Annotated in this window: 17 protein-coding genes, 2 tRNA genes, 3 rRNA genes and 1 riboswitch; of the genes, 9 read left to right on the forward strand and 13 right to left on the reverse strand. The window is 63.9% G+C overall.

Features of this window, described 5'->3' with window-relative positions; translation table 11 throughout:
• Positions 1 to 42 precede the first annotated feature (42 nt).
• Together AB3K92_RS21275 and nadE are read left to right on the forward strand one after the other, a co-directional pair.
• A complete protein-coding gene (locus AB3K92_RS21275) occupies positions 43 to 912 on the forward strand; it encodes a DMT family transporter (RefSeq protein ID WP_369465760.1) in 870 nt (289 codons plus the stop codon).
• 317 nt (positions 913 to 1,229) lie between these two features.
• The gene (gene nadE, locus AB3K92_RS21280; RefSeq protein ID WP_021161153.1) at positions 1,230 to 2,078 is read left to right on the forward strand and encodes an ammonia-dependent NAD(+) synthetase; all 849 of its coding nucleotides are present in this window, start codon (positions 1,230 to 1,232) and stop codon (positions 2,076 to 2,078) included.
• A 134-nt stretch (positions 2,079 to 2,212) separates the two neighbouring features.
• Here the strand turns inward: nadE and AB3K92_RS21285 are convergent, their stop codons facing one another.
• The 3 genes from AB3K92_RS21285 to AB3K92_RS21295 form a co-directional block, all read right to left on the reverse strand.
• Positions 2,213 to 3,889, reverse strand: coding sequence for a S10 family peptidase (locus AB3K92_RS21285; protein WP_060376675.1), 1,677 nt, complete (start codon positions 3,887 to 3,889; stop codon positions 2,213 to 2,215).
• Between the two features lie 75 nt (positions 3,890 to 3,964).
• Positions 3,965 to 5,569 carry a protease pro-enzyme activation domain-containing protein gene (locus AB3K92_RS21290; RefSeq protein WP_059487870.1) on the reverse strand — a complete coding sequence of 535 codons (1,605 nt, stop codon included), beginning with the start codon at positions 5,567 to 5,569 and terminating at the stop codon, positions 3,965 to 3,967.
• Between the two features lie 249 nt (positions 5,570 to 5,818).
• Entirely contained in the window at positions 5,819 to 6,445 is a 627-nt protein-coding gene (locus AB3K92_RS21295; RefSeq protein WP_027790530.1) for a LysE family translocator, read from the reverse strand.
• 134 nt (positions 6,446 to 6,579) lie between these two features.
• Here AB3K92_RS21295 and AB3K92_RS21300 point away from each other — a divergent pair, with 134 nt between their 5' ends.
• On the forward strand, positions 6,580 to 7,044 hold the full coding sequence (locus AB3K92_RS21300) for an Lrp/AsnC family transcriptional regulator (protein ID WP_011353982.1): 465 nt from the start codon (positions 6,580 to 6,582) through the stop codon (positions 7,042 to 7,044).
• Positions 7,045 to 7,170: 126 nt separating this feature from the next.
• Here AB3K92_RS21300 and AB3K92_RS21305 read toward each other — a convergent pair whose 3' ends face one another.
• Positions 7,171 to 8,082 (reverse strand): LysR family transcriptional regulator, encoded by a 912-nt coding sequence (locus tag AB3K92_RS21305; protein WP_027790528.1) that lies wholly within the window; start codon positions 8,080 to 8,082, stop codon positions 7,171 to 7,173.
• Positions 8,083 to 8,221: 139 nt separating this feature from the next.
• Here AB3K92_RS21305 and speB point away from each other — a divergent pair, with 139 nt between their 5' ends.
• Together speB and AB3K92_RS21315 are read left to right on the forward strand one after the other, a co-directional pair.
• Positions 8,222 to 9,178, forward strand: coding sequence for an agmatinase (gene speB, locus AB3K92_RS21310; RefSeq protein ID WP_021161147.1), 957 nt, complete (start codon positions 8,222 to 8,224; stop codon positions 9,176 to 9,178).
• A gap of 56 nt (positions 9,179 to 9,234) precedes the next feature.
• Positions 9,235 to 10,560, forward strand: a complete 1,326-nt coding sequence (locus tag AB3K92_RS21315) for an MFS transporter (RefSeq protein ID WP_059619845.1) — start codon at positions 9,235 to 9,237, stop codon at positions 10,558 to 10,560.
• Positions 10,561 to 10,657: 97 nt separating this feature from the next.
• On the opposite strand, the gene metE is transcribed toward AB3K92_RS21315, so the two are convergent.
• Complete coding sequence (gene metE, locus AB3K92_RS21320) at positions 10,658 to 12,952, reverse strand: 5-methyltetrahydropteroyltriglutamate--homocysteine S-methyltransferase (protein ID WP_369465761.1); 2,295 nt, start codon at positions 12,950 to 12,952, stop codon at positions 10,658 to 10,660.
• Positions 12,953 to 13,077: 125 nt separating this feature from the next.
• On the opposite strand from metE, the gene AB3K92_RS21325 reads away from it, so the two are divergent.
• Positions 13,078 to 13,986 carry a LysR family transcriptional regulator gene (locus AB3K92_RS21325; RefSeq protein WP_048023349.1) on the forward strand — a complete coding sequence of 303 codons (909 nt, stop codon included), beginning with the start codon at positions 13,078 to 13,080 and terminating at the stop codon, positions 13,984 to 13,986.
• A 22-nt stretch (positions 13,987 to 14,008) separates the two neighbouring features.
• Here the strand turns inward: AB3K92_RS21325 and AB3K92_RS21330 are convergent, their stop codons facing one another.
• Complete coding sequence (locus tag AB3K92_RS21330; RefSeq protein WP_369465762.1) at positions 14,009 to 14,731, reverse strand: CbtA family protein; 723 nt, start codon at positions 14,729 to 14,731, stop codon at positions 14,009 to 14,011.
• Positions 14,732 to 14,744: 13 nt separating this feature from the next.
• Entirely contained in the window at positions 14,745 to 14,954 is a 210-nt protein-coding gene (locus AB3K92_RS21335; protein WP_006488502.1) for a CbtB-domain containing protein, read from the reverse strand.
• Positions 14,955 to 14,986: 32 nt separating this feature from the next.
• A riboswitch (cobalamin riboswitch) is annotated at positions 14,987 to 15,130 on the reverse strand.
• Between the two features lie 45 nt (positions 15,131 to 15,175).
• Between AB3K92_RS21335 and AB3K92_RS21340 the strand changes: the two genes are divergently transcribed.
• The 3 genes from AB3K92_RS21340 (at position 15,176) to AB3K92_RS21350 (ending at position 18,682) form a co-directional block, all read left to right on the forward strand.
• Positions 15,176 to 15,748 carry a histidine phosphatase family protein gene (locus AB3K92_RS21340; protein WP_060222422.1) on the forward strand — a complete coding sequence of 191 codons (573 nt, stop codon included), beginning with the start codon at positions 15,176 to 15,178 and terminating at the stop codon, positions 15,746 to 15,748.
• Positions 15,749 to 15,923: 175 nt separating this feature from the next.
• On the forward strand, positions 15,924 to 17,516 hold the full coding sequence (locus AB3K92_RS21345; protein WP_059854964.1) for an inorganic phosphate transporter: 1,593 nt from the start codon (positions 15,924 to 15,926) through the stop codon (positions 17,514 to 17,516).
• Positions 17,517 to 17,938: 422 nt separating this feature from the next.
• Complete coding sequence (locus AB3K92_RS21350; protein WP_369465763.1) at positions 17,939 to 18,682, forward strand: 2OG-Fe(II) oxygenase; 744 nt, start codon at positions 17,939 to 17,941, stop codon at positions 18,680 to 18,682.
• Between the two features lie 227 nt (positions 18,683 to 18,909).
• Here the strand turns inward: AB3K92_RS21350 and AB3K92_RS21355 are convergent, their stop codons facing one another.
• The 6 genes from AB3K92_RS21355 to AB3K92_RS21380 form a co-directional block, all read right to left on the reverse strand.
• Entirely contained in the window at positions 18,910 to 20,334 is a 1,425-nt protein-coding gene (locus tag AB3K92_RS21355; protein WP_059648926.1) for an MFS transporter, read from the reverse strand.
• A gap of 553 nt (positions 20,335 to 20,887) precedes the next feature.
• Positions 20,888 to 21,000 (reverse strand): 5S ribosomal RNA (rrf, locus tag AB3K92_RS21360).
• Between the two features lie 156 nt (positions 21,001 to 21,156).
• Positions 21,157 to 24,037 (reverse strand): 23S ribosomal RNA (locus tag AB3K92_RS21365).
• A 287-nt stretch (positions 24,038 to 24,324) separates the two neighbouring features.
• Positions 24,325 to 24,400: transfer RNA gene (locus AB3K92_RS21370), tRNA-Ala, on the reverse strand.
• Between the two features lie 38 nt (positions 24,401 to 24,438).
• A tRNA-Ile gene (locus tag AB3K92_RS21375) sits at positions 24,439 to 24,515 on the reverse strand.
• Between the two features lie 62 nt (positions 24,516 to 24,577).
• A 16S ribosomal RNA gene (locus tag AB3K92_RS21380) occupies positions 24,578 to 26,110 on the reverse strand.
• The 16S, 23S and 5S rRNA genes sit together here with 2 tRNA genes alongside, the layout of an rRNA operon.
• Positions 26,111 to 26,525: the final 415 nt, after the last annotated feature.

The following is a 26,525-nucleotide window of genomic DNA, read 5'->3' on the forward strand; positions in this document are numbered from 1 at the left end:
CGACTTCACGATTCTGTCCGGCCGCAGCGCGGCCCGCCATGCATGCTGATTTCGCTCGTCGCCGCCGCTTTCGTCGCACTCTGGTCCACCGGCTTCATCGTTGCGCGGGCCATCAAGCCCTACGCCGATCCCAACCTGTTCCTGCTTGCGCGTTTCGCGGGCACGGCCGCGCTGTTCGGCGCGGTGGCGCTCGTCGCGCGCGCGCCGTGGCCGGCCCGGCGCGAATGGCCGCGCCACCTGATCGCGGGCGCGCTGCTGCAGGGCATCTATCTCGGCGCGAGCTACTGGGCCGTCGCGCAAGGGCTGAACGCAGGCGTCATGGCACTGCTCGGCGCGCTGCAGCCGCTCGCCACCGCCGTGCTCGCCGTACCGCTGTTCAACGAGCGCCTGCCCGCGCGCGGCTGGCTCGGGATGGCGCTCGGGCTCGCCGGCGTCGCGCTCGTGCTCGCGCCGAAGGTGACGGGCGGTGTCGCGTCGGCGCCGGGCGCCGCGCCTGCGTGGCTCGTCGTCGCCGTCTCGGTGCTCGCGGTCGGGTCGATCACCGCCGGCTCGCTGTACCAGAAGGGCAAGCTCGCGCAAAGCGACCTGCGCACGGCGGTTGCCGTGCAGAATTTCGGCGCGGCGATCGTCGCGGCCGTCTTCGTCGCGCTGCTTCACGAAACCCGCTGGATCGGCGCGCCGGCGCTGTGGGTGTCGCTGGTGTGGGGCGTCGTGTTCCTGTCGGGCGGCGCGGTCACGATGCTGATGTGGATGCTGCGCCGCGGCAACGCCGCGCGCGCGACGTCGCTGCTGTTCCTCGCGCCGCCGCTGGCCGCGCTGCAGGGCTACTGGCTGTTCGGCGAAACGCTCGCGGCGATCCAGCTCGCCGGCTTCGCGCTCGCGCTGGTGGGCGTCGTGCTCGCGCGGCGCTGACGCCGGGCCGGGCCGGTGCATGTGTCGGTGCATGTGTCGGTGCATGTGTCGGTGTCGGTGTCGGTGTCGGTGTCGGTGTCGGTGTCGGTGTCGGTGTCGGCGTCGGCGTCGGCGTCGGCGTCGGCGTCGGCGTCGGCGTCGGGCACAAGGATGCGCGTCACGCGGCATCCCGCACCCGCCCGGCGCACCGTGCACCACGACGATGCAGCCCGTCTCGCCGATGCAACGCAAAACCGCCGGAACGCACGCCCGGCGCGGCACCGCGCCGCGATTGCGCTTATGATGGGCGCCTTGAATTTCGTTCCGGAACTTCCTTCATGACATTCGCCGATTACGCCAGCCGCCAGCGCGCGATCATTGCCGAACTGAACGTTGCCCCGCACTTCGACGCCGAGGCCGAGATCGAGCGCCGCATCGATTTCCTCGCGCAATATCTTCGTTCGACCGGCCTGCGGTCGTACGTGCTCGGCATCAGCGGCGGCGTCGATTCGTCGACGGCCGGCCGGCTCGCGCAACTGGCGGTCGAGCGCCTGCGCGCCGACGGCTACGATGCGCGCTTCATCGCGATGCGCTTGCCGAACGGCGTGCAGAACGACGAAGCCGATGCACAGCGCGCGCTCGCGTTCGTGCGCGCGGACGAGGTGCTGACGGTCGACGTGAAGCCGGCCGCCGACGCGATGCTCCGCTCGCTGGTCGCCTCCGGCCACGCATTCGAAACGCCGGCGCAGCAGGATTTCGTGCACGGCAACATCAAGGCGCGCGAGCGCATGATCGCGCAGTATGCGGTGGCCGGCGCACGGCGCGGCATCGTGATCGGTACCGACCATGCGGCCGAATCGCTGATGGGTTTCTTCACGAAGTTCGGCGACGGCGGCGCGGACATCCTGCCGCTCGCGGGCCTGAGCAAGCGGCGCGTCCGCGCGGTCGCGCGTGCGCTCGGCGGCGAGGAGCTGATCGTGATGAAGGTGCCGACGGCCGACCTCGAGGAACTGCGCCCGCTGCGGCCCGACGAGCACGCGTACGGCGTGACCTACGACGAGATCGACGATTTCCTCGAAGGCAAGCCGGTCGAAGACCGCGTGTACGAAACGGTGCTGCGCTTCTTCGACGGTTCGCGCCACAAGCGCGCGCTGCCGTACACGCCGTTCGACTGGCCGGCCGCGTAAGTCGCGACCGCGGCAGGACGACTGCCGCGTCGCAATCCTGCGCTACCGCGCGTGGCGACCGGCCGGCAGCGTCGGAGCCCGACCGCCGCGCGCGGCCTTGACGGCTACGCGCGGCAACCCGGCGGCGGGCAACCCTATGCGTGCCCGCCCGTCTTCGACGCCTGCAGCGCGCGAATCCGCATCCGCGCCCCCGTATCGCTGACCGTCGCGTCGTACATCGCCGCGAGATCGCGCTTGAGCGCGGTACGCGAGCCGCCGTCGAGATACACCATGTGCCCCGACGGATAAAAACGCGCGGACAGGTTCTGCCGCACCTTCTGGTCCTCGAGCGGCATCTGCTGCAGGTCGATCACGGTCTGGTAGAACGGCGTGACGAAATCGTAGAAGCCGTTCGCCGACAGCACCTTCAGGTCGACGTTCAGCGCCATCACCGCGGCGAGATCGCCGGCCGTATAAAGGATCACGTTCCCCTGCGCATCGATGCCCTGCTGCGCGCCGGTCGGATCGATGTGGCTGAAATCCCAGTTCTGGAACGCCTGGTCGTTCAGGTCGGTGAACGCGGAATTCGACGTGAACTTCAACTGCTCGTTCAGGTAGCTGTTCCACATCGCCGTATAGACGCCCGTCACGGCCGTCATCGTCGGATCGTTGCCGCCCGAGTTCGGGTCGATCTTGCCGGCGATGCCCGACGAGATCCCGGTCACGCGGCCGTCGTACGAGCCGAGCGCGAGCCCCTGCGCATGCAGCAGCGTCGTCAGGAACAGCGAATTGCCGCGCGCGTCGTAGCCGGCGATGTCGAGGCTCCACGATTGCAGCGTCGTCGTATCGATGCCCGTGTATTGCGACAGCTTCTGCACGGCGGCCGGGTCCGCATGCGGGACCGTGCGCAACGCTTTCAGGTAGTCGGTGCGCGCGAACTGCGCGACTTCCTCGACGAACGCGCCGAGATCGGTCGGCGCCGGCGTGACGCCAAGTTTCTTGTGGTACCACGCATCGGCTGCCGCGGTCGGCAGCGCGCCGACCGGGTTGCCGGCCTGCCGGTAGTCGAGGATCGACGATTGCAGCGTGACGCCGTTCAGGTCGACGCCGTCCTCGTGCAGCTTGTACGCGAGCACGCAGCTGCGCGCGGTGCCGTACGATTCGCCGAACAGGTATTTCGGCGAATTCCAGCGGTTGTTCTTCGTCAGGTAGCGCTTGATGAACTGCTTCAGCGAATCCGCATCCTGGTCGACGCCCCAGAAGTTGCGGTTCTTGTTCGGCGCGACGGCCGCCGAATAGCCGGTGCCGACCGGGTTGATGAACACCAGGTCGCTGTGGTCGATCATGCTGTCCGGGTTGTCTTCCATCTGGTACGGCGCGGGCGGCGTGAACCCCGGCATCGACGTCTTGATGCGCTTCGGCGCGAACGAGCCCAACAACACGAACACCGACGACGAGCCCGGCCCGCCGTTGTAGAAGAACGTCACGGGCCGCGTTTCTTCCTTCGCGCCGTCGGCCGTGAACGCGACGTAGAAGAGCTTCGCGGCCGGCAGCGAACTGCTCGGGTCGACCGTCACGAGATGGCCGGCCGTCGCCGTGTAGGCGATGCGCTTCCCGTCGATCAGGATCGTGTGATGCGTGATCGCGGCGGCCTCGGTGGTGTCGGTCACCGAATCGTCGGGGCCGTTGCCGTACGCGACCGGATCGAAGAACGGCTGGTCACGGCCGTGGCTCAACGCGACCGGGTTGACGGTCGGCGGCACGCCATGCGAATTGTGGTCGCCGTGATGCAGCGGATACACGCCGCCGGAAGATGCGGAATCGATGCCCATCGTGCTGCTCCTGGAGGTGAGAAAAAGGCGCGGGCAGGAAGCCCGCGCCATGCGGAAAGACGTGTACCGCGGCCGTCAGCTCGACGGCTTGCGCGTCAGGATCGCGGCGAGCTGCGCGCCGTTCGGGCTGCCGAGGCCCGTGCAGGCATCCCAGCCCTGCGCGGCCGCGTAGGTCCCGTTCGAGCCGTGCGTGATGTCGCGCAGCGCACCGGGATTCCTGTAGAGCACCGGATTGACCCAGCCGGCGGGCGCACCGCCAGCCGCACTGGCCGCCGCGTTGATCCGCGCGATCAGCGCGGCCCACAGCGGCGCGACCGCACTCGTGCCGCCCATCACCGTGGCCGTGCCGGCGATCGACACTTCGTAGCCGGTCTGCGGCGACGCATCGCCGGCGACGTCCGGCACGCCGCGCTTCGCGAGCGGCACGCGGCTGCCGTCGGCCAGCGTCGCGGCAAGCCCCTGCTGCCACACCGGCAGGTCGAACAGCGTGCTGACGCCGCCCCCGCCCGCGCCGCCGCCGGCTGCCTCGTCGTTCCACGCGACCTCGCTGCGGATGCCCTGCCCGGGCAGCGCGTCGAGCTGCGTGCCGCCGCAGCCGAGCACATACGGGCTCGATGCGGGGAAGTCGACATGATCGGCGCCGTCCTGCAACCCGTCGCCGGAGCCGCTGTCGCCGGAGGCCGCGCACACCGTGATGCCCTGCGCGGCCGCCGCCTGCAGCACGCGGTTGAACGCCTGAGCGGACTGCGCCTGCCAGATGGCCTCCGGGCCGCCCCAGCTGATCGAGATCACCGACGGCTTGTTGGTCGTGTCGCTGACGGCCGCGTTGACGGCCTGGATGAAGCCCGCGTCGCTGTTCGCCGCGAAATAGACGGCGATCTTCGCGGCCGGCGCGATCGCGCCGGCGATCTCGATGTCGAGCGCGACTTCACCGTCCGGGCCACTCGGATCGCCGGTCGGCGTGTTGCGGCCGGTGCCGACGTTGACGTCGACGAGCGTCGGCGGCTTCGTGATGCCGAGCCCGCGGAAATACTGCTGGATGTCCGCCGCGCGGTAGCCGCCGCCGAGCTCGATGATCGCGATGCACTGCCCGGCGCCGTCGCCGGCCGGGAAGCCGTACAGCGATGCGAGCTGGACCGGGGTGAACGTGACGGCCGCCGCGCCGCCGCGCGCGGGCGTGAACGGCGGCCTCAGCCGGAAGTGCGGCCGCGCCTGCGGACGGCTGTCGAGGCCGAGCACGGCCGTGACGGCGTCGCCGAGATCGTCGGGCAGCGCGATCGGGCCGGAGCGGCCGCGATACTGGCCGATCGACCGATGCTCGAAGCGCTCGAGCTTGACGCCGAACGCGGCTTCGAACTGCTGGATCGTGCCGGACACCACGACGACGCTTTCGACCGGATCGACGCGATCGACCGTCAGCTGGTGGCGACGCGCGAAATCCTCGGCCTTGCGAATGTCGTCGGGATTGGCGGAAAAACGTTGCGCGAAGGTTTCGCGCGACACCGGTTTCGCTTGCGCGTCGCCGGTGGCGAGCTGGTGAAGCAGCGTATCGAGTTGCCCTTCTTCCTGCCGCCGCAACATGATCGTGACGTGGATGCGTTCTGCCGGATCGCACGGGCCGAGGCACTTGGACTCGGCGACGATTCGGGGTTCACGGTCGGCGTGAAGATGCCTTGCCATGTTCAGACCCTCCTTGGTACCGCGTTGCACGGAACAGCCAGGAAATCGGACAGGGCCGGCGGGAGACGGTTCCGTTCGGTCGTTCGGGTTCGCGACAGCGCGAAGTAACAGGGAGTTTAGATCAGTCAGACGATTTGCGCGCACGCCCTTTTGCGGCGGGGCGCATGCGCGGGCCGGCGTTGCGCGCGGCCCTCATCGGATGCGGCGACGCGCCGCGCGACCTGCGCCGGCGCAGCGCCGCGGCGGCACTCAGTCCATCGACAGGCGCAGCGCAAAGCCGATCAGCGCCGCGGAAAACGTCCAGCGCTGCACCGTCTGCGCGAGCGGATGCGCACGCATCCACGCGGCGATCCGCGACGCGCCGAACACGCACGCGAGGTCGAAGCACACGCCGGCCGCCACCAGCAGCGCGCCCAGTTCGAACATCTGCAACACGACCGGCCCGGCCTCGGGGCGCACGAACTGCGGCAGCAGCACCGAGCAGAACAACAGCGCCTTCGGGTTCAGCAGGTTGGTGAGCAGGCCCTTCACGAACGACTGCCGCAACTCGCCCGCCGTGGCCGCCGCGTCGCCGTCGCCGAGCGCGAACACGGGCGAACGGAACACCTGGATCGCGACATACGCGAGATACAGCGCGCCGCCGTAGCGGATCACTTCGTACAGCCACGGCGCGCTGCGGATCAGCGCCGCGACACCGCAGGCGGACAGCGTCACGTGCGCGGTGCGCGCGAGCGACAGGCCGGCGGCGGCCGCCATCCCCGGCCGCACGCCGCGGCCGATGCTGGTCTGCAGCACGAGCGCCATGTCCGGCCCCGGCACCGCGTAGATGGCCGCCAGCGCGGCGAGATAAATCAACAGCAAATGCGTGGAAATCATGGTCTGCCCCTCTCCTCCTACGGCGATATGTTGCCGCTGGAGCGCGAGGGATTATTGGCCATCTTTGGCTCAGGATTGGCGATCCGTAGGGGAATCCGCCACAATCGCTGAACTCGCATCAGGAATCCGCCATCATGACCGAACTCGACAAGACCGACCGCGCCATCCTGGCCGCGGTGCAGCGCGACGGCCGCCTGCCGATCGCCCGCCTCGCCGACACCGTGGGCCTCTCCGAGACCCCTTGCGCGCGCCGCCTGAAGCGCCTCGAAAACGACGGCTACATCGAGCGATACCGCGCGCAGCTGTCGCGCCAGGCGCTCGGCTTCGGCGTCGTTGCGTTCGTGCTCGTGCGGTTCGCGACGCACGACCGCAAGACCGCCGACCGCTTCGAGCGGGAAGTGCTCGGCATCGAGCGGATCCTGGCGTGCCACAACGTGGCGGGCACCGCCGATTACTTGCTGCAGGTCGTGGCGCGCGATCTCGACGATTACGGCACGTTCCTGCGCGAATCGCTGCGGATGCTGCCGGGCGTGACGTCGATCGAATCGGCGCTGTCGCTGCGCGAGGTCAAGCACGACGCGGGGCTGCCGGTGCCGTGATGCCGGCACGGGCACGGTTCACGCAAGCCGGGCCCGATACCCGTTTCGTCACTTCGACGTCGATCGATGTGGGCCGCGTCGGGCCGCGCCGCCGCAACACTCGTTCACATTGTCGATGCCGGCCGCCTACGCGATGTCGGTCGGCTGGTGCGCGCGTTCCAGATCCTCGAGAAACGCTTCCACGAGCGGATTGCCGCGCCCGTTGCGGGCGACGACCATGTGGAACGTGACGTCGTAGCGCAGTTGCTCCGGATTGAGCGGCGCGAGCAGCCCCTGCGCGACGTAGGGCGCCGCGAAATGCTGCGGCAGGTAGCCGAGGTGGTGGCCGGACAGGATCAGCAGCGCGACGGCCTCCATGTTGTCGGCCGTCGCGGTCACGCGGTCGGGCGTCGTCGACATCTGCGCTTCGGGCAGCGGATACGAGCGCCACGCCCATTCGAAGCCCGCGACGTCGGCCGGCGTCAGCGCGCCGGCGCCGTCGAACAGCGGATGGCCGCGCCCGCAGTACGCGACCTGGCGCTCGATGAACAGCGGCGTGTAGTGCAGCGACGGCACCCGGTGCCAGAAGTAGCCGACCGCGATCTGGATCTCGTCGCTCAGCAGCTTCTCCTCGAGATCGCCCGGCGCGCGCACGGAGATCGAGAAGCGCACGGCCTCGTCGCGCGTGCGGAACGCGGCGATCGCCTCGGCGATCCGCGCGTTCTGGCTCACCGGCGTATGGCCGATCAGGCCGATGTGCAGCGTGCCGACCAGCTGGCGGTCCATGTGCCGCGCGGCCATCCCGAATTCGTCGAGCGCCGCGAGCAGCTTGCGGCTCATCGCGTGAAACCGCTCGCCCTTCGGCGTGAGCCGGAAACCGCTGCGGCCGCGCTCGCAGAGCCGGTAGCCGAGCCGCGTCTCCAGCGACGAAAGCTGCGCGCTGATCGTCGACTGCCCGACGTTCAGCACGGCCTGCGCGGCCGACACGCCGCCCGCGTCCGTGACCGCGAGAAACACGCGGATCAACCGCAGATCGAGGGTCGACAGATTCCCCAGCACGTTCATCCCCTTCCATACATCGATGAAAATCGATGTTTACGTCGATATCTTCGCATTCTTCTTTCCCGGCGGAGCGCGTAAAACTGTGCGCCAAGCCGCGTCGCATGATACGGCAACCCCACATCGGAAGAGACAGCCCATGAACGACCACACCCATTTCCAGCCGCTCGGCGGCAATGAAATGCCGCGCTGCGGCGGCATCGCGACGATGATGCGCCTGCCGCACGTGGCGAGCGCCGAAGGCCTCGACGCCTGCTTCGTCGGCGTGCCGTTCGACCTCGGCACCTCCAACCGCACCGGCGCACGCTTCGGCCCGCGCCAGATCCGCACCGAATCCGTGCTGCTGCGCCCGTACAACATGGCCACGCGCGCCGCGCCGTTCGATTCGCTGCAGATCGCCGACATCGGCGACGTCGCGATCAATCCGTACAACCTGCACGATTCCATCGCGCGCATCGAAGCCGCGTACGACGCGATCCTCGAGCACGACTGCAAGCCGATCACGCTGGGCGGCGACCACACGATCGCGCTGCCGATCCTGCGCGCGATCCACCGCAAGCACGGCAAGGTTGCATTGATCCACGTCGATGCACACGCCGACGTGAACGACACGATGATGGGCGAAAAGATCGCTCACGGCACGCCGTTCCGCCGCGCGGTCGAGGAAGGCCTGCTGCACGGCGACAAGGTCACGCAGATCGGCCTGCGCGGCACCGGCTACGCGGCCGAGGATTTCGACTGGTGCCGCGAGCAAGGCTTCCGCGTCGTCCAGGCCGAGGAATGCTGGAACAAGTCGCTCGCGCCGCTGATGGAGGAAGTGCGCGCGCGCGTCGGCGACACGCCGGTCTACATCAGCTTCGACATCGACGGCATCGACCCGGCCTACGCGCCGGGCACCGGCACGCCGGAAATCGCGGGCCTCACGGTGCCGCAGGCGCTCGAGATCATCCGCGGCGCGAAGGGGCTGAACATCGTCGGTTGCGATCTCGTCGAAGTCGCGCCGCCGTACGACCCGTTCGGCACCACGGCGCTGCTCGGCGCGAACCTCGCCTACGAGCTGCTGTGCGTGCTGCCGGGCGTCAAGTACCGCGACTGATTCCCGCGCCACCCCCTATTCCAAAATCAAAGGATTCCAGAGGAGCACTTATCAAGATGGGGACTTCCGTCAAGCAACCCAAGCGTGCGGCGCTCGCGTCGTTCGTCGGCACCACGATCGAGTGGTACGACTTCTATAGCTACGCGACCGCCGCCGCCATCGTGTTCGGGCCGCTGTTCTTTCCCGGCGAAAACCGCTTCGTCAGCCTGCTCGCATCGTTCGGCTCGTTCGCGGTCGGCTTCTTCGCGCGCCCGCTCGGCGGCGTGATGTTCGGCTATCTCGGCGACCGCTTCGGCCGCAAGCGCTCGCTGCTCGCGACGCTGATGCTGATGGCCGTGTCGACGGTCGCGATCGGCCTGCTGCCGACCCATGCGCAAGCCGGTGTGATCGCACCGGTCCTGCTCGTGCTGATGCGGGTGCTGCAAGGCATCGCGGTCGGCGGCGAATGGGGCGGCGCGGTGCTGCTTGCCGGCGAACATGCGCCGGAAGGCAAACGCACGTTCTTCGCGTCGTTCGCGCAGCTCGGCAGCGCGAGCGGCCTGATCCTGTCGATGCTCGCGTTCGGCGCGATCAGCACGCTGTCGAAGGAAGACATGATGAGCTGGGGCTGGCGCGTGCCGTTCCTCGCGAGTTCCGTGTTGCTGATCGTCGGCTTCGTGATCCGCGCGAGCGTGTCCGAATCGCCCGAGTTCGAGGAAGTCAGGAAGAGCGGCAACATCGCGCAAAAACCGCTGCGCGAAGCGCTCAAGTACTGGCCGCTGCTGCTGCTCGCGATCGGCGCGAACGTGTACGGCATCGCCGGCGTGTATTTCAGCAACATCTTCATGATCAGCTACGCGACGCAGTTCCTGTCGCTCGACCGGTCGATGGTGCTGCATTGCATGACGATCGTCGCGGTGCTGCAGTTCGTCGTGCAGCTCGCGGCCGCGTTCCTCGCGCAGCGCTTCGGCACCACACGCGTGCTGCTGATCACCGGCGCATGGGCCGCGATCGTCCCGTTCGTGATGCTGCCGCTCGTGCACATGGGCACGCCGCTGTCGATCACGGTCGGCGTCGGCCTCGCGACGCTCGCGGAATCCGGCTACTACTCGGTGGTCGCGGGCTTCGTCAGCGGCATCTTCGTCGCACGCATCCGCTACACGGCGATCTCGATCGCATACCAGGTGTGCGGCGCGCTCGCCGGCGGCCTCACGCCGCTCGTCGCGACCATCATCGCGCAGAACACCGCGCCGCAATGGTGGCCGCTCGCGCTCCAGTACACGAGCGCCGCGCTCCTGTCATCGCTGTGCGTGTGGCTGATCTCGCGCCGCGTCAGCATCGACGATGCCGGCGCGCCCGACAAGACGAACGAGCCGCTGCCGCGCGGCGCACGCACGGCGTAACGCAAGTGCACGCATGATGCAAAACGGCCCGCTTCCGCGGGCCGTTTTTTTGCCGTCCGATCTTCGATCGCAACGACGGCGTGCAGCGCTCGCTGCGTTATTGCACCTGGCTGCGCAGCGTCTTCGCGGCAGCGACCATGTTCGTCAGCGCCGGAATCACTTCCGCCCACTGGCGCGTCTTCAGCCCGCAGTCCGGATTGACCCACAGACGCTCCGCCGGAATCCGTTCTGCCGCTTTCCTCATCAGGCCGACGATATGTTCCTGCGTCGGGATATTCGGCGAATGAATGTCGTACACGCCCGGCCCGATCTCGTTCGGATACTTGAAGTCGTCGAACGCGTCGAGCAGCTCCATGTCCGAGCGCGAGGTCTCGATCGTGATCACGTCCGCATCCATGTCGGCGATCGACGCGATGATGTCGTTGAACTCCGAATAGCACATGTGCGTATGGATCTGCGTGTCGTCCTGCACACCGTTCGCGGTGATGCGGAACGACTCGACCGCCCACTTCAGGTACGCGCCCCATTGCGCGCGGCGCAGCGGCAGCCCTTCGCGCAGCGCGGCCTCGTCGATCTGGATCACGTGCACGCCGGCCTTCTCGAGATCGAGCACTTCCTCGCGGATCGCCAGCGCGAGCTGGTAGCACGACACCGAGCGCGGCTGGTCATCGCGCACGAACGACCAGTTCAGGATCGTCACGGGGCCGGTCAGCATGCCCTTCATCGGCTTGTTCGTCAGCGACTGCGCATACGTGATCCATTCGACCGTCATCGCCTTCGGGCGGCTGATGTCGCCGAACAGGATCGGCGGCTTCACGCAGCGCGAACCGTACGACTGCACCCAGCCGAACTGGCTGAACGCGTAGCCGTCGAGCTGCTCGCCGAAGTATTCGACCATGTCGTTGCGCTCGGCTTCGCCATGCACCAGCACGTCGAGATCCAGTGCTTCCTGCTCGCGCACGCTGCGTTCGATTTCAGCCTGCATCGCGGCCCGGTAGCCCGCATCGTCCAGCGCACCGGCCTTGAACTGGCTGCGCGCGTGACGGATTTCGCCGGTCTGCGGGAACGAGCCGATCGTCGTCGTCGGGAACGCCGGCAGCTTCAGGCGTGCCGACTGCTTCGATGCACGCTGCGTGTAGGGGCTCACGCGGTTGCCAAGCTGCGCGTCGATGCGGGCGATCGCGGCCTTCACCGCCGGGTTGTGCACGCGCGGCGAGTGGCGGCGCGCATGGATCGCGGCAGCGTTCGCGGCCAGTGCATCGGCCACCTTGTCGCGGCCTTCGTTCAGCGCGGTCGCGACCACCTTCAGCTCGTCGAGCTTCTGCAGCGCGAACGCGAGCCACGAGCGGATTTCCGGATCGAGCTTCTCCTCGCTCGCGAGATCGACCGGCACGTGCAGCAGCGAGCACGACGGGGCGAGCCACAGGCGATCGCCCAGTTGCTTCGCGAGCGGTTCGAGCCAGTCGAGCGTCGCGTTCAGGTCCGTCTTCCAGATGTTGCGGCCGTTGATCGCGCCAACCGACAGCACGCGCTCGGCCGGCAGTTCACGCACCAGCGTGTCGACGTCGTCGCGTGCGTTGATCGCATCGACATGCAGGCCGTCGACCGGCAGCGAGCTCGCGAGCGCCAGGTTGTCCTGGAGCTGGCCGAAGTAGGTGGCGAGCAGCAGCTTGATGCGACGCGTTTCCAGTGCCGCATAGGCGGTGCGCAATGCCTGACGCCACTCGGCGTCGAGTTCGGTGACGAGGATCGGTTCGTCGATCTGCACCCATTCGACGCCCTGCGCGGTCAGCGTGTCGAGCAGCGCGCCGTACACGGGCAGCAGCTTCGGCAGCAGCGCGAGGCGGTCGGAATCGTCCTTCGCCTTGCCGAGCCACAGGTACGTGACGGGGCCGAGGATGACCGGCTTCACGGCCACGCCCTGCGCCTGCGCTTCCGCCAGTTGCTGGAGCAGGCGCGACGGGTCGAGCGAGAAGTTCGTGTCCGCATGGAATTCCGGCACGATGTAGTGGTAGTTCGTATCGAACCACTTCGTCATTTCACCGGCGGCGACCCCGCCGCAGCACGCCGCATGCTCGTCCGCCGACTGCGCCGAACGGCCGCGCGCGACGCGGAAATAGTTGTCGAGCACATCGCCGTGGAAACCCTGCACGCGCTTCGGCAGGTTGCCGAGCGTGAAGCTCATGTCGAGCACCTGATCGTAGAACGCGAAGTCGCCGATCGGGGCCAGGTCCAGGTCGCGCTGGTCGTTCCAGTGACGCTTGCGCAGCTCGGCGCCGAGCGCCTTCAGCTCGTCGCGCGACGATTCGCCCTTCCAGTAGCGTTCGAGACCGAACTTGAGTTCGCGCTTCGCACCGATGCGCGGGAAACCGAGGTTGTGTGTCGTGACCATGAGGTGCCGTCCAGAAGAAGTGAAGATCCGGCAGCCATCATAGGGATTTCATCTCATGAAATAAAATGGCATTATTTCATTCATCCATTAAATCTGCTCATGCATCCGTTACACGAGCGATATCCATGCTGGAACGATTCCATCTCGTCGTGATCCGTGAAGTCGAGCGCCAGGGCTCACTGACCGCGGCCGCCCACGCACTGCACCTCACGCAATCGGCACTCAGCCATACCGTCCGGAAAATCGAGCAGCAGCTCGGCACGCCGATCTGGGATCGGGAGGGCCGCGGCCTGCGACTCACCCAGGGCGGGCAGTATCTGCTGAAGCTGGCGAACCGGCTGCTGCCGCAGTTCGAGCTCGCCGAGGAGCGGATGAAGCAGTACGCGAAGGGCGAGCGCGGCACGCTGCGCATCGGGATGGAGTGCCACCCGTGCTACCAGTGGCTGCTGAAGGTCGTGTCGCCGTACCTGTCGCGCTGGCCCGACGTCGACGTGGACGTGAAGCAGCGCTTCCAGTTCGGCGGCATCGGCGCACTGTTCGGCTATGACATCGACGTGCTCGTGACGCCCGACCCGCTGAACAAGCCGGGCCTGCGCTTCGACCCCGTGTTCGACTACGAGCAGGTGCTGGTGGTCGCCGATTCGCACCGGTTCGCAAACGCCGATTACGTGACGCCCGAACAGCTGACCGACGAGATCCTGATCACCTATCCGGTCGAAACCGACCGGCTCGACATCTACAACCAGTTCCTGACGCCGGCCGGCATCGTGCCGAGGCGGCACAAGTCGATCGAAACGACCGACATCATGCTGCAAATGGTGGCGAGCGGGCGCGGCGTGGCCGCGCTGCCGAGATGGCTTGCCGACGAATACGCCGACCGGATGCCGGTGGTACCGGTCAAGCTCGGCAAGAAGGGAATCGCAAAGCAGATCTTCCTCGGCATCCGCGAAGCGGACGCATCGATCGACTATCTGGCTGCGTTCGTCGCGCTGGCGCGCGAATCGACGGGGAGCGCGCCACGCATGCTGCGCTAGGCGGGCCCCGTTGCCATGCGCGTCAGGCGGCGCGCGTGCCGATGCGTTCGCCGCGCTCGACCCATGCGCCGAACAGCAGGCCGATCGTCGTCCACATGATCACCTGCATGCCGATCGCCGCCACGCGGAACTTCCACAGCAAGGCCGCCGGGAAATCCGCCGGCAACTCGCTGACGGACGGCAACCCGATCTGCACGGCCGCGATGATCGCGACGAACACGAGCCCGGCGACGATCGATGCGTTCCACTGGCCGAGCTTCGCCAGCAGATGGCGGCGTACGCTGACCGAGAACACCATCGTCGCGACCGAGATCGCGATCATCAGGAAGAACAGGCCCGTGCGATAGCCGATCGTGTCGGGGTCGCCGACCGACGGCGGATTGGCCGGGTACTTGAGGTTCGGCACGATCACGAGCGCGATGAACGCCGCCAGCGCGAGCCACGCGGCCAGCGGACGGGCCGGGAGGCGGCTGCCTCGCCCGTACGCATACGCGAAGACCAGCGAGAACAGTCCGCCGAATGCCGCGCCATAGGTCACGACGCCCGTCAGCAAGCCGAGGCCGGCCTGCGTGTGGCGGCTGACCAGCTCCGGCTCCGGTGCGTCGCCCTTGGCGGCGTCGGCTTTTTCTTCAAAGGAGATTGCCTGATCGACTTGCGGTTCGCCGACGACCTTCGCGAAACCGAACGTGAGGAGGCCTGCGGCGATGCCTGCGAGCATCCCGCGCATGAGCAGCTTTCCGACCATCGTGAACTCCGCGTCAGTGGCAGGGGAAGCCGAGCAGGTGACGGCCGTCGTGGACGAATTCGTGGACGTACATGCCCGGCACGAGCGACGTCGCACCTTGTTCCGCGCCGACGAAATAAAGCGCGAGCAACAGGATCAGGCCGACGAACACGGCCCACGGCAACAGTTCACGGACGGGGATGGGCGCCGGCACGACCGCCGGCTTCAGCACTGCTTCGCTCATGGATGCACCTCAGGGGAATCGCGCCCCGATAAATGTTGGATGGGTACGAAGGCAGGTCTGGCTTCCGGGATCATCGATTCCCCGGTTACAGTGGCGCGACCGCGCCGGGCTTGCACCGGCTTCCGCGCTTCGTATCGGGCGAATTGTACGCGCGAACGTTCGCGCATTGAAGCGGCGCCAGGCGGGCACGTGCGCCCGTCCCGGATCATCCGACAACCGACATGAACATGCCTACCTCGCTGCGCCTGATCGCACACGCATCGACCCGGGCGATGCGCACCGGCACGTTTCCCGACGACGATCCGCTCGACACGCGCGGGCTCGCCGAAGCCGCTGCGCTATGCGGCCGGTGGGCAGGTACCGCCGGCGCGCTCGTGCTGTGCAGCCCCGCATGCTGCGCGCGGCAGACCGCCGACGCGCTCGGACTTCATGCCGACATCGACGACGCACTGCGCGATATCGATTACGGCAACTGGCGAGGCCAGCGCCTGCACGACCTCGCACGCGACTTGCCGGACGAACTGGATGCGTGGATCGCAGACCCGTCGGCGCCGCCGCACGGCGGTGAATCGTTCGAAGCAGCCATGCACCGCGTCGGCACCTGGTTGAACGCGCTGCGGCAAGATCGCGACATCGTCGCAATCACGCATGCGCCAATCGTCCGCGCAGCCATCGCCCATGTGCTGCGGATGGATTCGAAGGCAGCGGCCCGCATCGACGTCGCGCCGCTGTCCTGCACGACGCTTGTTGCGTCGCCGAACGGATGGATGTTGAGCGCGGACGGCAACGCGTAAAACGCTATCGCGCTCACTATGTGGACGACGATGCGGGCTGGCGCGTCACGTTGCGCATACACGCCTTCAATCGCCTTACGCATCGGTAAGACGCACCGTTCGTGGTCCCGACTGTCATCAAACTGACTGCTGGCCGCAGATAGGATCGGACGCGGTTCCCTCACGAGACGCCGTCATGAATCAACCTGCTTCGTCCGCACCGAACAACCCGGGCTCCGTCGAACGCACCAGACAGGTCGGCTATGCCGTCTTCCTGCTGGTGCTGGCGCTCGGCGCGCTCTACATCGCCACGCACCTGATCGACGATCTGGCTCCGGTCCGCGAAGGGAAGCTGTTCCCGTACCTGCTGCTCGGCGCCGCGCTGCTGATCGCGCTCGGCTTCGAATTCGTCAACGGCTTCCACGACACCGCGAACGCGGTCGCCACCGTGATCTATACGCACTCGCTGACGCCGAACGTCGCGGTGATCTGGTCCGGCATGTGGAACTTCCTCGGCGTGATGGTCTCGAGCGGTGCCGTCGCGTTCGGCATCCTGCAGTTGCTGCCGGTCGAGCTGATCCTGCAGGTCGGCAGCGGCGCGGGCTTCGCGATGGTGTTCGCGCTGCTGATCGCCGCGATCGTGTGGAACCTCGCGACCTGGTATTTCGGGTTGCCATCGTCGAGTTCGCATACGCTGATCGGTTCGATCATCGGCGTCGGGCTGATGAACCAGCTGATGCACGGGCCGTCCGGCACGAGCGGCGTCGACTGGGGCCAGGCGCTCGGTGTCGGCAAGTCGCTGCTGTTCTCGCCGATCGTCGGCTTTTTGTGCGCAGCGCTGCTGTTGCTCGTGCTGAAGACGCTCGTGCGGGTTCCGGAGTTGTACAAGGAGCCGCCGAAAGACCAGCCGCCGCCGTTCTGGATTCGCTGCCTGCTGATCCTGACCTGCACGGGCGTGTCGTTTGCGCACGGTTCGAACGACGGGCAGAAAGGGATGGGGCTCATCATGCTGATCCTGATCGGCACGGTGCCGACCGCCTATGCGCTGAACAAGGCCGTCACGCCGGCCGAGACGCAGACCTTCGTGGCGGTCGCGAACCAGGCGGCCGCGACATTCGGGAAGTACACGAACGGCGTCGCGCCGTCCGCGAACCCGCGCGCCGACGTCGAGCGCTACGTGCAGCATCGCGAACTGACGCCCGCGGTGCTGCCGGCCGTCCAGCAGCTGTCGACGTCGCTCGCGACCGCGGTCGGCGCGTCGGGCTCGATGGCAGCCGTGCCGCAGCGCGACGTCGACAACGTGCGCAACACGATGTATCTGGTATCCGAAGCAATCCGCCTGATCGAGAAGTCGGGTCAGCCCGCGTTCGCGGCCGACGACAAGCTGGCGATCGACAACTATCACAAGCAACTCGACCACGCGACCAAATTCATTCCGACGTGGGTAAAGGTTGCCGTCGCGATCGCGCTGGGCCTCGGCACGATGGTCGGCTGGAAGCGGATCGTCGTGACCGTCGGCGAGAAAATCGGCAAGCAGCATCTGACGTACGGACAAGGCGCATCGGCCGAACTCGTCGCGATGCTGACGATCGGCGCCGCCGACGTGTACGGATTGCCCGTGTCGACGACACATGTGCTGTCGTCGGGTGTCGCGGGCACGATGGCGGCGAACGGCTCCGGGCTGCAGTGGAGCACGGTGCGCAGCCTCGTGCTCGCGTGGGTGCTGACGCTGCCGGCGTCGATCATGCTTGCCGGCGGGCTCTACTGGTTGTTCCGGTCGATGGCTTGATTCACGTTGCGACGGGTGGCCGGTGAGCCGGCCGCCTGTCGTGGAAGATTCGCCGCTCGTTTCTCTGCTTCTCCGCCTTTCCGCCTTTCCGCCTTTCCGCCTCTCCGCCTCTCCGCCTCTCCGCCTCTCCGCCTCTCCGCCTCTCCGCCTCTCCGCCTCTCCGCCTCTCCGCCTCTCCGCCTCTCCGCCTCTCCGCCTCTCCGCCTCTCCGCGCTGATACGTCGCCGCCTTCGATGTGTCCGTGCGCGCCCCGTGCCTTTCCCTCTTGCTTCCGAATTGAAGCGCAAGATCTGGAGCGCGTCTGCGCACGAACGTCGCTAGACTGGGTTCATCGACTTTCTTCGTGGCTCCAACCGTGCACGAAATGCTTCCCGGCATTCCGCACGACTCGCGCCACATCGCTGACGAACCAAGGGACGCCCGTGAACATCGCCGATCTGCAACCTCCCGTCGAATCTCCGGACATCGCACAACGCGTCGACGCCATCGACTGGCCGACTGTCGGCGCCGAGCTCGATCGCTATGGATGCGCGCGTGTGCCGGGCCTGATTTCGACGAACGAATGCAATGCGCTCGCGTCGCTCTATCCGCGAGATGCGCTTTATCGTTCACGCGTCGTGATGGCGCGGCACGGATTCGGCCGCGGCGAATACAAGTATTTCGCGTACCCGCTGCCCGCAGTCATTGCCGAGCTTCGCACGACGATCTACCCGCATCTCGCACCCATCGCGAATCGCTGGAACCAGGCACTCGGAATCGACGTCCGCTATCCGAACGGCCACACGACATTCCTCGATCGCTGCCGGGCGGCGGGGCAGACGCGACCGACGCCGCTGATCCTGCAATACGGCCCCGACGACTACAACTGTCTCCATCAGGATCTTTATGGCGAGCACGTGTTTCCGCTGCAGGTCGCGATCCTGCTGTCGGCGCCGGGCCGCGATTTCACGGGCGGGGAATTCGTGTTGACGGAACAGCGGCCACGCATGCAATCACGGGCGGAAGTGGTGCCGCTGATGCAAGGCGACGCGGTGATCTTCTCCGTGCATGGCAGACCCGTGCAGGGGACGCGCGGCGTCTATCGCGTCAACCTGCGCCACGGCGTGAGCCGGATTCGCAGTGGCCACCGTCACACAGTCGGCATCATCTTTCATGACGCGCAGTGACGGCAGCGAGGACGAGCGTGGTGTCGTCCCGACGTTCGTCACGCGGATGATTTCCGGTTCGCGCGGGGAGCACCGCTACCCTATTGCCCGCACGCCCGCAGCAGTGACAAATGGCCGACTGCGCTGACCACCAGGCCATCGCAAACACAACGAATCGACGTTTCGGGTGAGCGACGAAAAACAGTCGCGCTCACCCATCGCGATGCATATTGGATGCGCCGTTCGACCTACCCTCGCGCCACACTCGCCCGCAGCCGATCGCCTGCATCCGAGGCCAGTCGCGCATAACCCGGCAACGTCAGCAGCGCGAGCACGCCGGCTGCGACGAATGCCCAACGGAAATCGTCGAGCACGTAATGCATGCCAACCGCATCTCCGCGCACCAACGCCGCGAGCCGCAGCGACAATGCACCGAACGCGATCCCCATTCCGATCGTCATCTGCTGTGCGGCACTCCACAGCGTGCTGGCTGCACTCGTCTGATGAGCCGGGATATCCGCATAGGCGAGTGTCGCGAGCGTCGTGAACTGCATCGACCGCGTGAGTCCGTAGACGAATACGACGAGCAGCGTGATCGCCAGCGGCGTCGACGCGGTCAGCCAGCCGCACGCAATCGTGAAGATGCCGACAATTGTCACGTCGACGAGTGCAACGCGCCGGAAACCATATCGGTCGAGAATCCACGACGTTCCCGCCTTCATCCCCAGATTGCCGAGCGCACTCGCGAGCAGCAACAGGCCGGACTGGAAGGGCGACAACCCGAAGCCGATCTGGAACAACAGCGGCAGCAGGTACGGCACGGCGTTGATCGCCATCCGCGTGACCGAGCCGGAGATCACCGTTACCGAGAAGGTCGGCACCTTCAGCGTGGTGAAGTCGAGCAGCGGATGCGCGCAGCGTCGCGCATGCCACCACGCGGCCGCGCCGAACAGCACGCTCGCCCCCACCAGGACGCCCGCGCGCGTGAAGTCGACATCCTGCTGGCCGGCCGCTTCGGTACCGATCAACAGACAGGTCAATGCACCACCGGCCAGCACGAATCCAGCCCAGTCGAGCGGCCGTTGCTCGTCGGCCCGCGTGTTCCGGACGATCAGCCAGGTACAGACGAGCGCGGCGATACCGAACGGGACGTTCAACAGGAAGATCCAGCGCCATGACGCATAAGTCGTGATGAAGCCGCCGATCGGCGGCCCGACGACAGGCGCGACGATGCCCGGCCACGTGATCGTCGCGATCGCTCGCATCAGCTTCGCCTTCTCGGTGCTGCGCACGACGATCATCCGTCCGACCGGCACCATCATTGCCCCGCCGACGCCCTGCAGCAGCCGTGCAGCCGTGAACGTCACGACACCTTCGGACAGCCCGCACAGCACCGACGCCCCGGTAAAGACGACAATCGCACTCGCGAATACCGTACGCGATCCATAGCGGTCCGCGATCCAGCCGCTGATCGGGATGAACACTGCCAGCGCCAGCATATAGGCCGTCATCCCGAGGCTCAGCGCGTTCGGACCGACACCGAACGAACGCGCCATTTGCGGCAGCGCGGTCGCGATCACGGTCGTGTCGAGGTACTCCATGAAGAACGTTGCGGCGACGAGATACGGCAAGAAGTCGGTCGTCCGACTACCTTGGGCAGGGCTGTCAGTCATGAACTGTGCGAGGGACGGAATACGGAGGACACCGACCGCCAGCGGATGCCTGAAAGCACCGGGAATCGGGACGAATGGCGATATTACCCCGAAGGGCCTGCTCCCCGCTCTGCCGCGCATGCCGTGCGAACGGACTTTATGCGCATAGATTTTTATGACGATTTCGTGGGTGGATTCGTGGAAAGGCGCACACCGATCAGGTCGACAGGGTTCGTCGAAAGACCGGCGGATGACGCAGGGGATTTTCGTCAGAAGACGACATTTATCGACCATCTTCGACGAACGTCGCGCTTCGTCGACCATCAAAACATCGCCTCTGGATGTATCACCATCGACCGAATGCTGACTAATGGGGGATCGGCGTGGTACGTAGAGAACGTACCGAGGATATCAAAGGTGCTTGATGGTGGACTGCTCGGGGATGGCAGATACCTGATCCACGACCGTCGGCCGTCTCGGCTCCGATCACAGTATTGCTTGGCCAGCGCCGTACATTTCCGCCGCGCCAATGCAAAAACCCCCGCCTTTCGGGCGGGGGTTTCTGGCTTAGGGAGCCTGACGATTACCTACTTTCACACGGGAATCCGCACTATCATCGGCGTAGAGTCGTTTCACGGTCCTGTTCGGGATGGGAAGGGGTGGGACCGACTCGCTATGGTCATCAGGCAAAGAGGGTTGTTGCGCTGGCTTCGCAGCACAACCAATCTTGGAAGAAGCAGTAATTTTGAGTTGTGTGTATCACACACGAGAATCCAACTTGTCGCTTTGGATCCTGCGGCCAGTGCTTTCACACGGCGCCGATCTACAAGGCAGACTTGTTATAGGATCAAGCCTTACGGGCAATTAGTATCAGTTAGCTGAACGCATTACTGCGCTTACACACCTGACCTATCAACGTCCTGGTCTCGAACGACCCTTCAAGGGGATCTAGTCCCCAGGGATATCTCATCTTAAGGCGAGTTTCCCGCTTAGATGCTTTCAGCGGTTATCTCTTCCGAACATAGCTACCCGGCGATGCCACTGGCGTGACAACCGGTACACCAGAGGTTCGTCCACTCCGGTCCTCTCGTACTAGGAGCAGCCCCCTTCAAATATCCAACGCCCACGGCAGATAGGGACCAAACTGTCTCACGACGTTTTAAACCCAGCTCACGTACCTCTTTAAATGGCGAACAGCCATACCCTTGGGACCGGCTACAGCCCCAGGATGAGATGAGCCGACATCGAGGTGCCAAACACCGCCGTCGATATGAACTCTTGGGCGGTATCAGCCTGTTATCCCCAGAGTACCTTTTATCCGTTGAGCGATGGCCCTTCCATACAGAACCACCGGATCACTATGACCTGCTTTCGCACCTGCTCGACTTGTCGGTCTCGCAGTTAAGCACGCTTATGCCATTGCACTATCAGCACGATTTCCGACCGTACCTAGCGTACCTTCGTACTCCTCCGTTACGCTTTGGGAGGAGACCGCCCCAGTCAAACTGCCTACCATGCACTGTCCCCGACCCGGATCACGGGCCAAGGTTAGAACCTCAAACAAACCAGGGTGGTATTTCAAGGACGGCTCCACCGAAACTAGCGTTCCGGTTTCATAGCCTCCCACCTATCCTACACAGATCGGTTCAAAGTCCAATGCAAAGCTACAGTAAAGGTTCATGGGGTCTTTCCGTCTAGCCGCGGGTAGATTGCATCATCACAAACACTTCAACTTCGCTGAGTCTCGGGAGGAGACAGTGTGGCCATCGTTACGCCATTCGTGCAGGTCGGAACTTACCCGACAAGGAATTTCGCTACCTTAGGACCGTTATAGTTACGGCCGCCGTTTACCGGGACTTCAATCAAGAGCTTGCACCCCATCATTTAATCTTCCGGCACCGGGCAGGCGTCACACCCTATACGTCCACTTTCGTGTTTGCAGAGTGCTGTGTTTTTATTAAACAGTCGCAGCCACCAGTTTATTGCAACCCCTTCACCCTCCTGGCGCAGGCCAGTCAAGCTACAAGGGCGTACCTTATCCCGAAGTTACGGTACCAATTTGCCGAGTTCCTTCTCCCGAGTTCTCTCAAGCGCCTTAGAATACTCATCTCGCCCACCTGTGTCGGTTTGCGGTACGGTCATCGTTAGACTGAAGCTTAGAGGCTTTTCTTGGAACCACTTCCAATTGCTTCGCTCCCGAAGGAGCTCGCGCCACACCCTTGAATTGCGCGCCCGGATTTGCCTAAGCGCCTTCTCCAATGCAGCGACCGGGACTTCCAACACCCGGACAACCTTCCGCGATCCGTCCCCCCATCGCATCTAACAATGGTGCAGGAATATTGACCTGCTTCCCATCAGCTACGCATTTCTGCCTCGCCTTAGGGGCCGACTCACCCTACGCCGATGAACGTTGCGTAGGAAACCTTGGGCTTACGGCGAGGGGGCCTTTCACCCCCTTTATCGCTACTCATGTCAGCATTCGCACTTCCGATACCTCCAGCACCCTTTACAAGGCACCTTCGCAGGCTTACGGAACGCTCTCCTACCATGCGTGCAAGCACGCATCCGCAGCTTCGGTATATAGCTTAGCCCCGTTACATCTTCCGCGCAGGACGACTCGATCAGTGAGCTATTACGCTTTCTTTAAAGGGTGGCTGCTTCTAAGCCAACCTCCTGACTGTTTTAGCCTTCCCACTTCGTTTCCCACTTAGCTATATTTGGGGACCTTAGCTGGCGGTCTGGGTTGTTTCCCTCTTGACACCGGACGTTAGCACCCGATGTCTGTCTCCCGTGATTGCACTCTTCGGTATTCGGAGTTTGCTATGGCGGGGTAATCTGCAATAGACCCCCCAACCATGACAGTGCTCTACCCCCGAAGGTGAGACACGAGGCACTACCTAAATAGTTTTCGGAGAGAACCAGCTATTTCCAGGTTTGTTTAGCCTTTCACCCCTATCCACAGCTCATCCCCTAACTTTTCAACGTTAGTGGGTTCGGACCTCCAGTACGTGTTACCGCACCTTCATCCTGGCCATGGATAGATCACCTGGTTTCGGGTCTACGCCCAGCAACTGAACGCCCTATTCGGACTCGCTTTCGCTACGCCTGCCCTATACGGTTAAGCTTGCTACTGAACGTAAGTCGCTGACCCATTATACAAAAGGTACGCCGTCACCCCTTACGAGGCTCCGACTGTTTGTATGCATGCGGTTTCAGGATCTATTTCACTCCCCTCCCGGGGTTCTTTTCGCCTTTCCCTCACGGTACTGGTTCACTATCGGTCGATCACGAGTATTTAGCCTTGGAGGATGGTCCCCCCATCTTCAGACAGGATTTCACGTGTCCCGCCCTACTTGTCGCACACCTAGTTCTTTCATACTGTTTTCGCCTACAGGGCTATCACCTGCTATGGCCGCACTTTCCAGAGCGTTCGGCTAACAATACAAATAAAGAGTGCAAGGCTCATCCCATTTCGCTCGCCACTACTTTGGGAATCTCGGTTGATTTCTTTTCCTGCGGTTACTTAGATGTTTCAGTTCACCGCGTTCGCTTCACATGGCCTATGTATTCAGCCATGGATACTCCAAAAGGAGTGGGTTTCCCCATTCGGACATCTACGGATCAAAGCTTGTTTGCCAGCTCCCCGTAGCTTTTCGCAGGCTACCGCGTCCTTCATCGCCTGTGATCGCCAAGGCATCCACCACATGCACTTGTTCGCTTGACCCTATAACGAGTCTGTCTCATCGACAGTCGCTACAGGTTGAGTTCTCGCGTTGTGCCGTATTCCAATTGAGTCGAACATAGAGTTCGAATCATCTTGAGATACATCGATACAATCACAACCCGGATAGTTTCCACGTCCATCTCAAGACGCTTCCGCTATCCAAATTACTTACTTCTTCCAGATTGTTAAAGAACGACAGCCGATACTTTCGTACCGCTCTGACTGGCTCAATCGCCAATGCAAAATTCTCGGTTCATCGTATGAACCAAGCACTTAGCGTTGGTGATTGGTGGAGGCAGACGGGATCGAACCGACGACCCCCTGCTTGCAAAGCAGGTGCTCTCCCAGCTGAGCTATGCCCCCATTGAGTACAGATGCCCTCAGGTGTTACCGCCAGACAATGGTGGGTCTGGTTGGATTCGAACCAACGACCCCCGCCTTATCAAGACGGTGCTCTAACCGACTGAGCTACAGACCCCTGAGTCTGTCTTTAATTTACAGCCGATAAGCGTGAGCGCTCAACTTTGCGAGAAGCTCTGGAAAGGAGGTGATCCAGCCGCACCTTCCGATACGGCTACCTTGTTACGACTTCACCCCAGTCATGAATCCTACCGTGGTGACCGTCCTCCTTGCGGTTAGACTAGCCACTTCTGGTAAAACCCACTCCCATGGTGTGACGGGCGGTGTGTACAAGACCCGGGAACGTATTCACCGCGGCATGCTGATCCGCGATTACTAGCGATTCCAGCTTCATGCACTCGAGTTGCAGAGTGCAATCCGGACTACGATCGGTTTTCTGGGATTAGCTCCCCCTCGCGGGTTGGCAACCCTCTGTTCCGACCATTGTATGACGTGTGAAGCCCTACCCATAAGGGCCATGAGGACTTGACGTCATCCCCACCTTCCTCCGGTTTGTCACCGGCAGTCTCCTTAGAGTGCTCTTGCGTAGCAACTAAGGACAAGGGTTGCGCTCGTTGCGGGACTTAACCCAACATCTCACGACACGAGCTGACGACAGCCATGCAGCACCTGTGCGCCGGTTCTCTTTCGAGCACTCCCACCTCTCAGCGGGATTCCGACCATGTCAAGGGTAGGTAAGGTTTTTCGCGTTGCATCGAATTAATCCACATCATCCACCGCTTGTGCGGGTCCCCGTCAATTCCTTTGAGTTTTAATCTTGCGACCGTACTCCCCAGGCGGTCAACTTCACGCGTTAGCTACGTTACTAAGGAAATGAATCCCCAACAACTAGTTGACATCGTTTAGGGCGTGGACTACCAGGGTATCTAATCCTGTTTGCTCCCCACGCTTTCGTGCATGAGCGTCAGTATTGGCCCAGGGGGCTGCCTTCGCCATCGGTATTCCTCCACATCTCTACGCATTTCACTGCTACACGTGGAATTCTACCCCCCTCTGCCATACTCTAGCCTGCCAGTCACCAATGCAGTTCCCAGGTTGAGCCCGGGGATTTCACATCGGTCTTAGCAAACCGCCTGCGCACGCTTTACGCCCAGTAATTCCGATTAACGCTTGCACCCTACGTATTACCGCGGCTGCTGGCACGTAGTTAGCCGGTGCTTATTCTTCCGGTACCGTCATCCCCCGACTGTATTAGAGCCAAGGATTTCTTTCCGGACAAAAGTGCTTTACAACCCGAAGGCCTTCTTCACACACGCGGCATTGCTGGATCAGGCTTTCGCCCATTGTCCAAAATTCCCCACTGCTGCCTCCCGTAGGAGTCTGGGCCGTGTCTCAGTCCCAGTGTGGCTGGTCGTCCTCTCAGACCAGCTACTGATCGTCGCCTTGGTAGGCCTTTACCCCACCAACTAGCTAATCAGCCATCGGCCAACCCTATAGCGCGAGGCCCGAAGGTCCCCCGCTTTCATCCGTAGATCGTATGCGGTATTAATCCGGCTTTCGCCGGGCTATCCCCCACTACAGGACATGTTCCGATGTATTACTCACCCGTTCGCCACTCGCCACCAGGTGCAAGCACCCGTGCTGCCGTTCGACTTGCATGTGTAAGGCATGCCGCCAGCGTTCAATCTGAGCCAGGATCAAACTCTTCAGTTTAAACCTGTTACTGTTTTCGGTTCAGTTAAGAACCGGTCGCTCACTCAAAGCTGACAGGAATATGAATTGCTTCATAAACCTGACTTACTTTAGTGTGAGACTCTTGATACTTTCGCTATCTGATCCGAGGATCAGCTCGCTTCCATCAAGCGCCCACACTTATCGGCTGTTAATTTTTAAAGAGCAATCTACGAGGAACTTCGTGTTTCCCGGCGGCGCTGCGTTTTCAGCAGCAGAGAAGCGAGATTATGAACCGTGTTTCGCAGCTCGTCAACAACTTTTTACACTACATCGTTGCGACTGCGGGGTTCAACTTTCTTCGCCAGCCGCGCGCCCAAGACTGCAGCACACCACCAGCTCCGCTTCCCCTTCCGCGCCGCGTTTCCGTTAGCGCGAAAGAGGCGTGATTCTAAGC

This window comes from Burkholderia sp. Bmkn7 (assembly GCF_041103175.1).
Lineage (GTDB): Bacteria > Pseudomonadota > Gammaproteobacteria > Burkholderiales > Burkholderiaceae > Burkholderia > Burkholderia cepacia.